15 protein-coding genes are annotated in these 13,617 nt (G+C 74.2%); 8 read left to right on the plus strand and 7 right to left on the minus strand.

The window, feature by feature from the left end; translation table 11 throughout:
- Both Asera_RS22385 and Asera_RS22390 read left to right on the plus strand, forming a co-directional pair.
- Positions 1 to 843, plus strand: a complete 843-nt coding sequence (locus Asera_RS22385) for a carbohydrate ABC transporter permease (protein ID WP_051802157.1) — start codon at positions 1 to 3, stop codon at positions 841 to 843.
- Positions 843 to 1,907 (plus strand): ABC transporter ATP-binding protein, encoded by a 1,065-nt coding sequence (locus Asera_RS22390; RefSeq protein ID WP_030445948.1) that lies wholly within the window; start codon positions 843 to 845, stop codon positions 1,905 to 1,907. Before Asera_RS22385 ends, Asera_RS22390 begins: the two co-directional genes overlap by 1 nt.
- A gap of 17 nt (positions 1,908 to 1,924) precedes the next feature.
- On the opposite strand, the gene Asera_RS22395 is transcribed toward Asera_RS22390, so the two are convergent.
- Complete coding sequence (locus Asera_RS22395; RefSeq protein WP_030445949.1) at positions 1,925 to 2,404, minus strand: winged helix-turn-helix transcriptional regulator; 480 nt, start codon at positions 2,402 to 2,404, stop codon at positions 1,925 to 1,927.
- 82 nt (positions 2,405 to 2,486) lie between these two features.
- Here Asera_RS22395 and Asera_RS22400 point away from each other — a divergent pair, with 82 nt between their 5' ends.
- The 3 genes from Asera_RS22400 (at position 2,487) to Asera_RS22410 (ending at position 5,015) form a co-directional block, all read left to right on the plus strand.
- On the plus strand, positions 2,487 to 3,356 hold the full coding sequence (locus Asera_RS22400) for a ketopantoate reductase family protein (RefSeq protein WP_030445950.1): 870 nt from the start codon (positions 2,487 to 2,489) through the stop codon (positions 3,354 to 3,356).
- 117 nt (positions 3,357 to 3,473) lie between these two features.
- A complete protein-coding gene (locus Asera_RS22405; protein ID WP_030445951.1) occupies positions 3,474 to 4,031 on the plus strand; it encodes a P-loop nucleotide/nucleoside kinase family protein in 558 nt (185 codons plus the stop codon).
- A 72-nt stretch (positions 4,032 to 4,103) separates the two neighbouring features.
- Positions 4,104 to 5,015 carry a GNAT family N-acetyltransferase gene (locus tag Asera_RS22410; RefSeq protein ID WP_030445952.1) on the plus strand — a complete coding sequence of 304 codons (912 nt, stop codon included), beginning with the start codon at positions 4,104 to 4,106 and terminating at the stop codon, positions 5,013 to 5,015.
- 196 nt (positions 5,016 to 5,211) lie between these two features.
- On the opposite strand, the gene Asera_RS22415 is transcribed toward Asera_RS22410, so the two are convergent.
- Positions 5,212 to 6,630 carry an FGGY family carbohydrate kinase gene (locus Asera_RS22415; RefSeq protein ID WP_030445953.1) on the minus strand — a complete coding sequence of 473 codons (1,419 nt, stop codon included), beginning with the start codon at positions 6,628 to 6,630 and terminating at the stop codon, positions 5,212 to 5,214.
- A gap of 159 nt (positions 6,631 to 6,789) precedes the next feature.
- Between Asera_RS22415 and Asera_RS22420 the strand changes: the two genes are divergently transcribed.
- Genes Asera_RS22420 through Asera_RS22430 form a run of 3 tightly spaced genes read left to right on the plus strand, consistent with a single transcriptional unit; the run spans position 6,790 to position 9,950 of the window.
- On the plus strand, positions 6,790 to 7,197 hold the full coding sequence (locus Asera_RS22420) for a TOBE domain-containing protein (RefSeq protein ID WP_157034783.1): 408 nt from the start codon (positions 6,790 to 6,792) through the stop codon (positions 7,195 to 7,197).
- Between the two features lie 19 nt (positions 7,198 to 7,216).
- Complete coding sequence (locus Asera_RS22425) at positions 7,217 to 8,116, plus strand: substrate-binding domain-containing protein (RefSeq protein ID WP_051802159.1); 900 nt, start codon at positions 7,217 to 7,219, stop codon at positions 8,114 to 8,116.
- Between the two features lie 19 nt (positions 8,117 to 8,135).
- Positions 8,136 to 9,950: an ABC transporter ATP-binding protein/permease gene (locus tag Asera_RS22430; RefSeq protein WP_035296380.1), complete on the plus strand. Its 1,815-nt coding sequence runs from the start codon at positions 8,136 to 8,138 to the stop codon at positions 9,948 to 9,950.
- Here the strand turns inward: Asera_RS22430 and Asera_RS22435 are convergent.
- The 5 genes from Asera_RS22435 to Asera_RS22450 all read right to left on the minus strand — a co-directional run bounded on the left by Asera_RS22435 (position 9,944) and on the right by Asera_RS22450 (position 13,554).
- Positions 9,944 to 10,489, minus strand: a complete 546-nt coding sequence (locus tag Asera_RS22435; protein ID WP_051802160.1) for a COG4315 family predicted lipoprotein — start codon at positions 10,487 to 10,489, stop codon at positions 9,944 to 9,946. The two genes, Asera_RS22430 and Asera_RS22435, sit on opposite strands and share 7 nt — an antisense overlap.
- Positions 10,490 to 10,565: 76 nt before the next feature.
- Complete coding sequence (locus Asera_RS22440; protein WP_051802161.1) at positions 10,566 to 11,264, minus strand: anti-sigma factor family protein; 699 nt, start codon at positions 11,262 to 11,264, stop codon at positions 10,566 to 10,568.
- A 1-nt stretch (position 11,265) separates the two neighbouring features.
- The gene (locus Asera_RS22445; protein ID WP_342344449.1) at positions 11,266 to 11,742 is read right to left on the minus strand and encodes a sigma-70 family RNA polymerase sigma factor; all 477 of its coding nucleotides are present in this window, start codon (positions 11,740 to 11,742) and stop codon (positions 11,266 to 11,268) included.
- Between the two features lie 4 nt (positions 11,743 to 11,746).
- Positions 11,747 to 12,463, minus strand: coding sequence for a hypothetical protein (locus tag Asera_RS33250; protein WP_244843987.1), 717 nt, complete (start codon positions 12,461 to 12,463; stop codon positions 11,747 to 11,749).
- A gap of 125 nt (positions 12,464 to 12,588) precedes the next feature.
- Positions 12,589 to 13,554, minus strand: a complete 966-nt coding sequence (locus Asera_RS22450; RefSeq protein ID WP_212804704.1) for a S1C family serine protease — start codon at positions 13,552 to 13,554, stop codon at positions 12,589 to 12,591.
- Positions 13,555 to 13,617: the final 63 nt, after the last annotated feature.

Below are 13,617 nucleotides of genomic sequence, written 5' to 3' on the forward strand. Positions count from 1 at the left end.
ATGCGGCGGATCTTCGGCGACGAGCTGGTGCGGCACGCGCTGTCGCGCATCGGGCTGTACGTGTTCGCCGGGGTGGTGCTGGTGTTCTTCGCGCTGCCGCTGCTGTGGCTGGTGCTCACGCCGTTCTCCCGCACCCCGGCCTATCAGATCACCGCGCCCAGTTTCACCCTGCACAACTTCCGGGTGCTGCTGGACAACCCGTTCGCGCTGCGCTCGATCGGCAACTCGCTGGTGCTCGCCGGGGGTACCGCGGTGCTCGCGGTGGTGTTCGCCGGCACCGCCGCGTACGCGCTGAGCCGGGTGCGGCTGCCCGGCCGAGACGCCCTGCTGTACGCGATCCTGCTGCTGTCCTCGATCGTGACCGGCACCGCGGCGATGGTGCCGATCTTCCTGATGCTGTTCCAGCTGAACATGATCGACAACCGGCTGGCGCTGATCCTGGTGCTCACCGGCGGGCTGCTGCCCTCGGCGATGTTCATCCTCAAGGACTTCATGGACTCGGTACCCAAGAGCTACGAGGAGTCGGCCCGGGTGTTCGGGGCGAGCCCGCTGCAGATCCTGCGGCACGTGGTCGCGCCGGTGGTGCGGCCGGGCCTCGCGACGATCGCGGTGTGGGCGATCGTGCAGGTGTGGGGCAACTTCCTGCTGCCCTACATCCTGCTGCACGACCAGACCAAGCAACCGGCCGCGGTGATCATGTACACGTTCTACGACGAGGGCGGGACGCCGAACTTCGCGCTGATCTCCACGTTCTCGCTGCTGTACTCGGTACCGGTGGTGGTGGCCTACCTGATCGTCAACCGGCGGTACGGGTTCCGGTTCCAGGGAGGGATCAAGGGCTGATGGCCACGATCGAGCTGGCTGCGCTGGAGAAGACCTATCCGGGCGGGGTACGCGCGGTGGACGGGCTGTCGCTGACCATCGGCGACGGCGAGTTCTTCGCCCTGCTCGGCCCGTCCGGCTGCGGCAAGACGACCCTGCTGCGTACCATCGCGGGGCTGGAGGAGGCGACCGGTGGGTCGCTGTCGATCGGCGAGCGGGAGGTCACCCGGCTTGCCCCGGGCCAGCGCGACGTGGCGATGGTGTTCCAGGACTACGCGCTGTTCCCGCACATGACGGTGCTGGACAACATCGCCTACCCGCTGCGGATCAAGCGGGTGGCGCGCTCGGCCCGGCACGACAGGGCGCGGCAGACCGGTGCCGGGCTGGAGCTGGCCGAGCTGATGGCGCGCCGCCCGGCCGAGCTGTCCGGTGGGCAGCAGCAGCGGGTGGCGCTGGCCCGCGCGGTGGTCGCGCACCCGTCCGCGTTCCTGTTCGACGAACCACTGTCCAATCTGGATGCCCGGCTGCGGCTGTCCGCCCGTAGCTTCCTCAAGCGGTTGCAGCGCGAACTGGGCGTCACCACCATCTTCGTCACGCATGACCAGGCGGAGGCGCTCGCGATGGCCGACCGGATCGCGGTGATGGAGGCGGGCCGGATCCGGCAGGTCGGTACCCCGCGGGAGGTGTTCGGACGGCCGGCCAACACGTTCGTCGCGAACTTCATCGGTTCCACCCCGATGAACCTGCTGCCGGCCAGCGTCACCGACGGGCGGCTGGTGCTCGCCGCCGGCTCGCTGCCGGCACCGGCCGGGCTCGGCGCCCGCCGCGAGGTCACGGTCGGGATCCGGCCCGAGTACCTGGACTTCTCCGCCGCCGCGGTGCCGGATGCGCTGTCCGGCACGGTGAGCATCGTCGAACATCTCGGGACCTCGTCGCTGGTCACGCTGGAGACCGAGGGTGGGCCACTCGGCGTGGTCGTGCCGGAGGAGGCCGAACCGGCCGCCGGCAGCACCGGCTGGGCGGTGCCCCGTGCCGGCCGGGTCCTGCTGTACAACAGCGAAACCGGCGACCTGATCACGCCCTGACGTCGTTCCGGCACGGGTCAGGACGTCGGCAGCTTGGCCCGCTTGATCGGCGGCGCGTTGCGCTGTGCCACGTACCGGAAGTCGGTGGTGTTGACCGGCTTCCCGGTCTCGCGGTCGACCAGGATCGGCTCGGCCGTGGCGCCTGTTTCGACGTCGACCAGTCGAACCCCACCGCGGCCGCGGGTGACGTGCCGGCGACCCCAGCCGCCGAGCGCCTCGATCACCGGCTGCAGGTCGCGCCCGCGCGCGGTCAGCCGGTACTCGTCGCGGGGCGGCCGCAGCTGGTAGCGGTGCCGGGTCAGCAGGCCCGCGTCGCACAGCGCGGCCAGCCGCCGGGTCAGCGAGTTCGACGAGATGCCCAGACTCTGCTGGAACTCGTCGAACCGGCTCAGGCCGTGCAGCGCGTCGCGCACGATCAGCAGGCTCCACCATTCGCCCACCGCGTCCAGGGTCAGCGCGATCGGGCAGTCCATACCCTCGAAGCTCTTGTGTCGCACGACTCGCCCTTCGCTACTTCCATCATGGAAGCAACCAGGCTACTGTCACTTCCACGATGGAAGCAACTGACAGGGAGTGGTGATGACCAGGATCGGCGTGCTCGGCCCGGGCGGGGTCGGTGGCGTGCTGGCGGCCCGGCTCGGTGCCGCGGGCCACGAGGTGAGCGTGCTCGCCACCGAGCGCACCGCAGCCGCGATCACGATGGCCGGGCTGCGGCTGACCGCGCCGGACGGCGAGACGGTCACCGCCCCGGTGGCTCGGCCCTGGCTGACCGCACCGGTGGACCTGCTGATCATCGCGGTGAAGGCGACCGACCTGCTGCCCGCGCTGACCCGGGTGCCGGCGGCGCTGCTGGGCGCCGCGACGATCGTGCCGTTCCTCAACGGGATCGACCACCCGGCACTGCTGCGCGCCGCGTACCCGGCGGCCACGGTGGTTCCGGCGAGCATCTCGATCGAGGCGACCCGGCACCGGCCCGGCGTGGTCGAGCAGCTGACCTCGATGGCCGACCTCGTGCTCGCCGACGACACCCCGGCCGGGGCCGCCGCGGTCGGACTGTTCGCAGCTGCCGGGCTGACGGTCGCCACCCAGTCCGACGAGGCCTCCGTGCTGTGGCGCAAGCTTGGTTTCCTCGCCCCGCTGGCCCTCGCCACCACCGCTGCCGACCAGCCGATCGGCGCGGCCCGCGACGCGGCGCCGCAGCGGCTGCGGGCGCTGGTCGAGGAGACCGCCGCGGCGGCCGGGACCGCCGGCGTGCGGATCGATCCGGACTTCGTCGGCTCGCGGCTCGCGGCGCTGCCGCCCACCATGCTGTCGTCGATGCTCAAGGACCGACGGTCCGGCCGCGCGCTGGAGCTGGACGCGATCGCCGGCCCGGTGGTCCGCGCCCTCGGCGCCGACCGGGCCCCGACCACCGTCGCGGTGGCCCGGGAGATCCTCGCCGCCACCTGACCGGCCGCGCGCCGCCCGGCCCCACCGAGCCCCGCCACCCAGTATGCGGGTGTGCGGGATCGGCTCCGCCTCCTGGTGGGCGCCGGCGACGCGGGCGCCGGTTGGTAGGAAGGTGCCATGACGTCCCCGATGCTGCTGGTGGTCAGCGGGCACCCCGGCAGCGGCAAGACCACGCTCGCGCACCGGCTCGCCGCCCGGCTGGGCTGCCCGGCGATCTGCCGGGACGAGATCAAGGAGGGCATGGTCCTCGGCCTGCCCGACTACACCGCCGCGCAGGGCGACGAGTACACCGTGCGTACCTTCGAGGTCTTCTTCGCCACGGTGGAACTGTTGAGCCGCAACGGGGTCAGCCTGGTCGCCGAGGCCGCGTTCCAGGACCGGCTGTGGCGACCGAGGCTGACCCCGCTCGCCGCGCACGTGCGGCTGCGCATCGTCCGCTGCGTACTGGACGGATCGGTTGCGGTGGAGCGGATCCGCCGGCGCAGTGCGACCACCTCGACCCGCCGGGCGCACACCGTACCGGGGCAGCTCGAGCGGCTGGCGCAACCGGACCCGTTCGGCTGGTTCGTGCCGGTGTCGATGCCGGTGCCGACGCTGGACGTCGACACCACCGACGGGTACCGGCCGGGGCTCGACGAGATCGCCGCCTTCGCCACCGGTCCGGGTGGCGGGTAAGCTGATCGGCCGCGTCGCGGCCAGGGCGACCGCCGGTCGGGCGGTGCGACGCGGACAGAGGGCGGAGGCACGATGCAGGCGAAACTGCCCGACGACTACCGGATGCGGCCGGCGACACCGGCCGACGTGGCGGACATCCATCGGCTGGTGTCCGCGTGCGAGCGCGCGCTGCTCGGATCGGCGGAGACCGATCGCGACACGATCGCAGCCGAGTTGGCCCGACCGCGGCTGACCCCGGCGACCGACACCGCGTTGGTGTACGACCCGGCGGGCGAGCTCGCCGCCTGGGCCTGGGTGGACCGCCGCTCGGTGGTCGACGTCCACCCCGACCACCGCGGTCGCGGCATCGGCGGCGCCCTGCTGGACTGGATCGACACCCGGGCCGGCGAGCTCGGCACCGCACGGGTCGTGCAGACCGTCGAGGAGTCCGACGAGGCGGCCGTGGCGCTGCTGCGCTCCCGCGGGTACGAGCCGATGGTGCGCTCCTGGCTGCTCGGGATCGAGCTGCCCGCCGCGGCCCCGGCGCAGCCGCCGGCCGGGATCACCGTGCGTACCTTCGCGCCGGGGGACGAGCGGGACGCGCACCGGGTGAGCGAGGACGCGTTCGACGAGTGGCAGGAGCGCCGCCGGGACTACGACGAGTGGGCCCTGACGACGGTGGCGCGCGCCTCGTTCGCGCCGGACTGCTCGCCGCTCGCGTTCGCCGGTGACGAGCTGGTCGGCGTGGTCATTGCCACCGACGAGCCGGGCCGGGACGAGGGGTACGTCGAGCGCGTCGCGGTGCGCGCCGACCAGCGCGGCCGGGGGATCGCCCGGCTGCTGCTCGCCACCGCGTTCGACCGGTTCCACCGGCTCGGCCGGCGCGGGGTCACGTTGTGGACGCATTCGGACACCGGTGCGCTCGATGTCTACCTCAAGGTCGGCATGTCGGTGCGCCGCACCGCCACGGTCTTCGCCCGGCAGCTGCCCGCCGCCGACGCCTGACCGCGACGGCGCGGCGCCCCGCCGACGCCTGACCGCGACGGCGCGGCAACCCGCCGGCCGCGGCTGTGCGGCAACCCGCCGGCCGCGGTTGCCCGCCGCCGGAGCCTGACAGCGCGGCGACGCACCGCCGCCTGCCGGATGCGCCGGCGTCCGCCGGCTGCACCGGAGAGGTGCCGGCGGCGGGCCGCCCGGCCGGTCAGGCCAACCGGTCGCGCAGGGTGCGGTGGCGGGCGGCCGCGGCCGCCATCGCCGCCACGTCGGTGTCGGTCGCGGTGACCGGTTCGGTGGTCGGTGCCACGTCGATGCCGAGGGCACCGGCCGCGGCGCCGAGCGCGCCCACCTCCGGATCGGTGACCCGTTCCGCCCGGCCGCCGAGCCCGGCGGTCAGCCGCCCGGTCAGCCAGCTCGACGCGGCGATCGCGCCGCCGCCGAGCATCGGCAGCGCGCTGCCGGCCGGGTCGACGGCCCGGGCCCCGTCGGTGATCTCGTGGCAGAGTCCCTCCAGCGTCGCGGCGAGCACGTGGGTACCGCTGGTGGTCAGCCGCAGCCCGTGCAGGGTGCCGCCGGCGCCGGCCGGATCGGCGGCCGGTGGTCGGTGGCCGGCGTGGAAGGGCAGGCAGACCAGCCCGTGCTCGCCGGGGGCGAGCCCGGCGAGCGCCGCGCCCTGCGCGGCCGGATCGATGTCGAGCAGCCCGGTGACCCACTCGTCCAGTACCCCGCCGCCGGAGTACGCGACGCCGAAGACCGCGCGCCGGTGGTCCACCCGGTAGCGCCACACCGCCGGCGCCGGGTCCGCGGCGTCGGCGGTGACCAGCCGTACCGCGGCGGAGGTGCCGACGGTCACGGACAGGTGCCCGGCGTCAAAGCAGCCGGACCCGAGGGCGCTCGCCGCCCCGTCCCCGAGCGGTGGCGCGATCCGCGCGTCGGCGAGGTCCGGCCACCGCTTCCGGTACTCGTCGGTGAACCGGCCGCGCCAGTCGTCGTCGGCGAGCGGCGGTACCTGCTCGGTGGTCACGCCGGCGAGCGACAGCGCCTCGTCGTCCCACCGGCAGGTACGGGTGTCCAGCGCACCGGTGCCCGACGCCGAGGACACCGACGCGGTCGGCTCGCCCCACAGCGCCAGGCCCAGGTACTCGGGCAGGCCGACGTAGCGTCGCGCGGGCCCGACGGTGGCTCGCAGCCAGCCGATCCGGGCCGGCCAGTAGAACGGGTGCCACCACGCGCCGGTACGGGCGTGGAACGCACCGGCGTCGGCCGGCGCCGGGTGCTTGGGCAGGGTCGGCCGTAGATCCATCCAGGACAGGCACGGTCCGACCGGTTCGTCGTGTTCGTCCAGGCCGAGCAGCGAGTGCCACTGGGTCGAGATGCCGACCGTGTGCACGCCGCGCAGGTGGCCGTCGGCGGACAGCTCGTCCAGGCACGACACGGTGGCGCCGAGGTAGGCGGCGAGGTCGAGCTCGGCCGCGCCGTCGGCGCTCTGGTGGATGCGGGCCTGCTCGCGCACCGCCGCACCGGGCAGCGGGGTCAACCGGTCGCCGTCGCCGTCGAGGACGACCGCTCGTACCGAACTGGACCCGAGATCCAGGGCGAGGATCCGGCCGGCCGGCTGGGACATCGAGCACCTCCAGGGTGTGCGCACGTGGGTCCACCCTATGAGGCGCGCCCCGAGCCCGGGCCGGCAACCGCAGTTGCGGGAGAAGGCGCGCCGTACGGCCGCATCTGCCAGTTTGACAGGTGGGTTGCGTTCGCGCGTGCGACCCGTATCGTGGGGTCCGTGGCGAACTATCGCATGGGGCGCGCCGCGCAACTGCTCGGCGTCAGTGCCGACACGCTGCGCCGGTGGGTCGACGCCGGCCGGCTTCCGGCCGCCCGGGACCAGCAGGGTCACCGGGTGGTGGCGGGCGCCGAACTCGCCCGTTTCGCCCGCTCGCTCGCCACCGACGAACCCGGTGGCGTCTGGTCGTCGGCCCGCAACCGGTTCACCGGCATCGTCACCTCGATCCGTACCGACGAGGTGATGGCGCAGGTGGAGATCCAGGCCGGGCCGCACCGGGTCGTGTCGCTGATGACTCGCGACTCGGTCGACGAGTTGGGGCTGGCGGTGGGCGCGGTCGCCACCGCCTCGGTCAAGTCGACCCAGGTCGTGGTGGAGCTGCCGGTGCCGGCGCGGACCACGGCATGACGAGGGCGGGGGCGCGGGCATGACACGCCGGGTACGTGCCGGGGCGGTGCTGGCGGCAGTGGCGCTGGGCGTCGTCGCGTTGCTGACCGGCTGCGGTTCGCCCGGTTCGGGGACGGGCGGCTCGTCGGGCGGCTCGGGCACCGACGACTCCGGTGCCACGGTCACCGTGCTGTACGCGGGATCGCTGGTGAATTTGATGGAGCACGACGTCAAGCCGGCGTTCGAGGCCGCCAGCGGCGACACCTTCCGCGGCGAGGGCAAGGGGTCCGATGCGCTGGTCAACGAGATCAAGGGCAAGGTGACCAGGGCGGACGTGTTCGTGTCCGCGAGTACCGCCAGCAACGACAAGCTGCGCGGCAGCGGCAACGGCGACTGGGAATCCTGGTACGCCACGTTCGCCACCGCGCCGCTGGTGCTCGGCTACAACCCGAAGAGCAGGTTCGCCGCGCAGCTGAAGAGCAAGCCGTGGCAGCAGGTGGTCGTCGAGCCCGGGTTCCGGCTGGGCCGGACCGACCCGAAGCTGGATCCGAAGGGCCGGCTGAGCGCGCAGGCGCTGACCAAGATGGGGCTGGGCAAGTTCGCCGACACCGATGCGGGCGTGTTCCCGGAGGAGACGCTGCTGGGCCGGTTGCAGGCCGGCCAGCTCGACGCCGGCTTCTTCTACACCTCCGAGGCGACCGAGGCGAAGGTACCGACGATCTCGCTGGCGCCGGTGGAGCTCGGCGCGACGTACACCGTGACCGTGCTGAACCGGGGGCCGCAGCCGGCCGCCGCGGCGGCGTTCGTGAAGTACCTGCTCGGCCCGAAGGGCGTCGCGCTGATGCGCAGGCACGGCCTGCACCCGGCCGCGACGGTGACGCTGACCGGGGACAGGTCCGCGGTGCCGGCCACGCTGCGCTCGGCGGTGGGCGGTTCGTAGCGCCGCGGGACGGTGACGGATGAACCGGGTACCCGTGCTGCCGGTGCTGGCCGGCCTGCTGCTGGCCTACCTGCTGGTGCCGATCGTCGCGTTCGCGGTGCGGCTGGCCGGCGCCGGCGGCGCCCAGACCGCGCCGGGCGTCGGGGCAGCGCTGGCCACCTCCCTGGTCACCGCCACCATCTCGACCGTGGTGATCGGGGTACTCGGCATCCCGCTGGGCTACCTGCTCGCCCGGCGCCGGGGCCGCGTCGCCGCCGCGCTGGGCGTACTGGTGCAGCTGCCGCTGGCGTTGCCGCCGCTGATCTCCGGCGTGTTGCTGGTCTACCTGGTCGGGCCGTACGCGCCGCTCGGTGAGCTGACCGGTGGGCGGCTCACCGACACCCGGATCGGCATCGTGCTCGCGCAGGTGTTCGTCGCCGCGCCGTTCCTGGTGGTGGCGGCGCGATCGGCGTTCGCGGCGGTGGATCCGGCACTGCTCGACGTGGCGGCCACGCTCGGGCACGGCCGGCTGTCCCGGTTCGTCCGGGTGGCGCTGCCGGTGGCCGGTGGCGGGATCCGGGCCGGGCTGCTGCTGTCCTGGCTGCGCGCTTTCGGCGAGTTCGGCGCCACGGTGATCCTCGCCTACCACCCGTACACCCTGCCGGTGTTCACCTACGTGCAGTTCGGCTCGACCGGGCTGCCGGCGACGGTGCTGCCGGTCGCGGTGGCGCTGCTCGCCGCGCTGCTGGTACTGGTCGCCGCCGACCACCTGCGGCTGCCCCGGCGCCGGGGCCGCGCCGAGCTTCCCCCGCCGGTACGGCCGAACGGGCGGCCCGGTCCGCTGGTCGGCTTCGACCTGGCGGCGCGCGTCGGCGGGTTCGCGCTGTCGGTGGCCCACCCGCCGGGCGCCCGGACCATCGCGATCCTCGGCCCGTCCGGGGCGGGCAAGTCGATGACGCTGCGGGCGCTGGCCGGGCTGCTGGCGGCGCGCGGCGACGTGACGTTGACCGGCGACGGTGGCCCGGAGCGGCTCGCCGGGCTGGCCCCGGAACATCGCGAGATCGGGTACCTGCCGCAGGATCCGGCGCTGCTGCCCCAGCTGACGGTGTGGCGGCAGGTGCTGTTCGGGGTCGGCGCCGACCCCGCCGTCGCCGCGTACTGGCTGGACCGGCTCGGGTTGACCGAACTCGCCGACCGCCGGCCGGACCAGCTGTCCGGGGGCCAGCGCCGCCGGGTGGCGCTGGCCCGGGCGCTCGCCCGGCGGCCCCGGCTGCTGCTGCTCGACGAGCCGTTCGCCGGCCTCGACACGCCGGTACGCGACGAGCTGCGGCACGAGCTGCGGGCGCTGCAGCGCGACACCGGGATGGCCACCGTACTGGTCACCCACGACCCGGACGAGGCGGCGCTGCTGGCCGACGAGGTGCTGCTGCTGTCCGCCGGTACGGTGCGCCAGCAGGGCCGGCAGGAGCAGGTGTACGCGCATCCGTGCGACCCGGAGGCGGCCCGGTTGCTCGGCATCCGCAACCTGACCGCCGGTACCGTCGGCGCCGACGGGGTGCTGCGCTGCGGTGCCGCGGCGGTCTGCGACAGCGACCTGCCCGCCGGTACCGCGGTCACCTGGTGTGTCCGGCCGGACCAGATCACGCTGTCCACCATGGACGGTGCGGGCGGCGACGAGCTGGTCGGCCGGGTGGTCGACGTGGTACGGCTGGCCGCGTTCACCGAGACGGTGCTGGAGCTGCCCACCGGCGACCGGCTGACCGCCGCCCGCACCGGCCCGGCCTCCGAGCCGGGCACGCCGGTGCGGCTGGCGATCCCGTCGGACGCGGTCACCCTCTGGCCGGTCGATCAGTAGTTGTAGCCGCCGCCGTTCTGCGACGACGGGCTGCTCGCCGGCTTGCCGGACAGCCGGATCACATGCCAGGTCAGCTTCGTCCCCCCGAAGCTGTCCTTGGTCCCGTCCCCGGTGACCGAGCCGGCACCCTGGTCGGCCGAGAACCGGTACAACGGGTGCCCGTTGTACGTCAGCTGGGTCTTGCCGTCGGACCGGTGCAGGGTGCCGAGCGTGCCGCTCGCGCCCGGCACCGTACTGGGCACCGTGCCGGACGCGGTGGCCACCGGCCAGATCGCCGTGCAAGCCGCCGAGTCGCACATCAGGTGCGTGGTGGTCTCGCCCGCCGGGCTGTACAGCGCGTGGCCGGCCGAGTCGACCAGTACCTTGCCCTGCCCGGTACTGCGCGCGCTCACCGGTGCCGACGAGCCGGCCGAGTGGTTCGTCGAACCCCCGGACGACCCGGTCGAGCTGGACGAGCCGGCGCTGCAGCCGGCCGCGATCAGCGGCGCGGCGGCCGCCGGTGCCAGCCACCACAGCCGGCGGGATCGACGCTGTGACAACGAAAGCCGAGACATCGTGGCTACCCCCTGTTGTTGGGTTTCTCGTTGTCGGACACGGCCGTGGGCGCCGGATCGTTCAGGGGGTGAGCGACAACACCGGGGTGCCGTCGCTGGTGCGTACCTGGATCGCGCGGATCTGCGCCGGCCGGGTGGCGGTGGTGCCGCTCAGCACCATCGTCTTGTCCGGTACCACCGACCAGCTGGAGATCTGCTCGGTGTGGCCGCCGGTGTCGACCACCACCAGCGTGTAGCCGATCGGGTAGTTCGCGGGGCCGTGGTAGCGGCACCGCACGGTGACGTCGGTACCCCACGGATGGGTGGCGAGTGCCGCGGTCGCGGTGACCGGCGCCGGCACCAGCGCGGTCATCGCCTGCGCCGGCGGAGGCTGGGTACTCGTGGCTCCCTGGCCCGGCCCGAACGCCAGCAGCAGCGCGAGGACCAGGCAGACGGCCGCGGCGACCGCGCCGCTCGCGACCGTGACGAACCGGCGCCGACGGCGTACCCGGCGGGCCGCGACGAACAGGTTGTCGGCCAGCGCCGGCGGCGCCGCCACCGGCTCGGCGGTGACCTGCTCGACCGGTACCCGCGACAGGAGTCCGGGCAGACCGGCCAGCTCCTGCACCGACTCCCGGCACCGATCACAGCCGGCGAGGTGCTGCTCGTACCGGTGCCGGTCGGCGGGGGAGAGGGCACCGAGCACGTACGCGGCGTCGTCGTGGTGGATGTCGGCGTCCGAGTCGTCACCGCGAAGCGTCCGGTCGAACGGTGTCGTCATCTCACACCACCCCCATCTCTTGCAACGTCAGCCGCAGCGCCCGCAACGCGTAGTGCAGCCGGGACTTGACCGTGCCGGCCGGTACGCCGATGCGTTGCGCCGCCTCCGGTACCGATCGTCCCTGGTAGTAACACTCCACCAACACCTCACGGTGCGCCGGCGACAGCCGCTGTAGCGCCTCGGCCACCAGCCAGGACTGCATCGCCTCGTCGGTACCGTCGGCCACGCCACGCTCCGGTGGGTCGGCGAACGACACCTCCGGGCGTACCTTGCGGGCCCGCCACTGGTCGATCACCAGGTGCCGGGCGACGGTGTGCAGCCAGCCGCGGACCGGCCTGCCGTCCGCGGCGAGCGGGTGCTGCCACGCCCGCAGCAGCACCTCCTGCACGATGTCCTGCGCCCAGCCCCGGTCGCCGGTGAGGGTCAGCACGTACCCGTACAGCGGGCCGGCGTGCTCCTGGTAGAGCGAGCGCATCAGCTCGTCATCGGCCGAGGCGGGCACCACGCCTCCAGCCGTGCCCGGTCCGGGCACCGTGCTTCGTCGCGCGCCCGGATCTGCCTCCGTCCTCGGCGTCCAGCGCTGCCGAGGACGACCGGGCGCCGTCGGCATCGGCCGTACCGGCCTCGATCGGTGTGTCGTGTTCGGTGGCCGGCGCGTCCCGGTTGCCGGGTGGCCGCGAGGCGCTCGGGTCCGCGCCGGCCGGCAGCCCGCCCCGCCCGGTGCGCTCCGCCAGGTCGCCGTGCTCGCCGCCGGCCGGCAGCACCGCCCTTTTGGTGCGGTGTGGCAGCTCACCCTGGCCGAGGCGGGGCGGCAGGGTGGCCAGAAGGACCCCGCCGACGATCGCGACCGACTCCGCGACCACCGACAGCCGCTCCGGCGCTCCGGACAAACTCTCCTGGACGCCGTACAGCCCGGTCGTCGCGGCCACCGTGAACGCCGCCAGGGTCGCCGCGCCGAAGAGCGCCGCGGCGAGCGCGACCAGCCGGTAGCGGCCCACGAGCAGCGCGATGCCCAGCACCAGCCCGCCGGCCGTGTTGAGCAGGAACAGCGGACCGATCACCGGGATGTTGCGAAACCCGGTGGCCCACATCTCCAGATGGATGTCGGCGGACAGCAGCACCGCCGCCGCCGTGAGTGCTCGCAGTACCGCCATTCCGACGGTTCCTGTCATGGCCCGCCAGCCGGTCCGGTCGACCATCGTCACCACCTCCCGCCCCACTGGCACGGATGCGTGGCGGCCGATGGTTCAATCCTGCGCCGGACCGGCGCCGGATGTGGCGTACGGCACCGGCCCGTGCCGGACCGGTGCCGTCCTGCCCTGGTTCAGCGCCCCGCGATCAGCTGGTCCGCCACCGAATGGGCGGTACCGGACGGGATGGCGAAGCCCAGCCCGATGCTGCCGGAGCTTCCCTCGTTGGCGGTGTTGATCCCGACGACCTGCCCGGCCGTGTTGACCAGCGGCCCGCCCGAGTTGCCGGAGTTGAGCGCCGCGTCGGTCTGGATCATGTTGGTGTACCGCGTGGCCCGGCTGCCGTCGCTCTCACCGGCCGAGATGGTCCGGTGCAGGGCGCTGACGATGCCCTCGGTGACCGTGCCGGTCAGCCCCAGCGGGCTGCCCAGCGCGTACACGGTGTCGCCGACCCGCACCGAGGACGAGCTGGCGAAGGTCGCCACCGGCAGCGGCGAGTCGACCGACACCTGGACGACCGCGAGGTCGTGCGTCGGGTCGGTGCCGATCACCGTGGCGCGGTGTCGGCTGCCGTCGGCGAGCGTGACGGTGACGCTTCCGGGGCGGTCGCCCAGCACGTGCGCGTTGGTGAGGATCATCCCGTCCGAGCGGATCAGCACCCCGGAGCCCTCGCTGCCGCTGCCGTCGGTGCCCGCGACCTGGATGTCCACCACCGTGCGCTGCACGTTCGACACCAGGTCGGCCGCCGAGGTCCGGCTGGACGCGGTGCTCGCCGCGATGCTGCTCGGCGTGGGCTCGGGCCCGGTGAGCGCCCGCACCGCGTACGCGCCGCCGGCGCCGCCGCCGACGACCAGGACCAGCGCCGCGACGCCGGCCGCCGCGCCCCGCCGCCAGCGCCGCGGCGGCCGGGGCGGTGGCCCCGCCGCCCAGCCACCGGGGGCACCGCGCCGGGCGGCACCGCACCGCCCTGTGGCGGCACGCCACCGGGCGGTGGCACCGCGCCCCGTGCCGGTACCACGCCGGGCGGCGGCACCGCTGCGGATGCCGGCACCCCGCCGGGGGGCCAGTGCCCACCGGCCGGGTCGTACCGGGCGGGCCACTGCGGGCCGCCGGTCGTCACCGGCGCCGGCTGCGGTCCGGACGGCGCGGCCGACCCCTGCGGG

Origin of the sequence: Actinocatenispora sera (genome assembly GCF_018324685.1) — a bacterium.
In the GTDB taxonomy this organism is placed as follows: Bacteria; Actinomycetota; Actinomycetes; order Mycobacteriales; family Micromonosporaceae; genus Actinocatenispora; species Actinocatenispora sera.

What these genes read in the sequence shown, in the direction of transcription:
- Asera_RS22385 (WP_051802157.1), top strand. Translation starts at nt 1, where the DNA reads ATGCGGCGGATCTTCGGCGACGAGCTGGTGCGGCACGCGCTGTCGCGC.
- Asera_RS22390 (WP_030445948.1), top strand. Translation starts at nt 843, where the DNA reads ATGGCCACGATCGAGCTGGCTGCGCTGGAGAAGACCTATCCGGGCGGG.
- Asera_RS22400 (WP_030445950.1), top strand. Translation starts at nt 2,487, where the DNA reads ATGACCAGGATCGGCGTGCTCGGCCCGGGCGGGGTCGGTGGCGTGCTG.
- Asera_RS22405 (WP_030445951.1), top strand. Translation starts at nt 3,474, where the DNA reads ATGACGTCCCCGATGCTGCTGGTGGTCAGCGGGCACCCCGGCAGCGGC.
- Asera_RS22410 (WP_030445952.1), top strand. Translation starts at nt 4,104, where the DNA reads ATGCAGGCGAAACTGCCCGACGACTACCGGATGCGGCCGGCGACACCG.
- Asera_RS22415 (WP_030445953.1), bottom strand. Translation starts at nt 6,630, where the DNA reads ATGTCCCAGCCGGCCGGCCGGATCCTCGCCCTGGATCTCGGGTCCAGT.
- Asera_RS22425 (WP_051802159.1), top strand. Translation starts at nt 7,217, where the DNA reads ATGACACGCCGGGTACGTGCCGGGGCGGTGCTGGCGGCAGTGGCGCTG.
- Asera_RS22430 (WP_035296380.1), top strand. Translation starts at nt 8,136, where the DNA reads ATGAACCGGGTACCCGTGCTGCCGGTGCTGGCCGGCCTGCTGCTGGCC.
- Asera_RS22440 (WP_051802161.1), bottom strand. Translation starts at nt 11,264, where the DNA reads ATGACGACACCGTTCGACCGGACGCTTCGCGGTGACGACTCGGACGCC.
- Asera_RS33250 (WP_244843987.1), bottom strand. Translation starts at nt 12,463, where the DNA reads ATGGTCGACCGGACCGGCTGGCGGGCCATGACAGGAACCGTCGGAATG.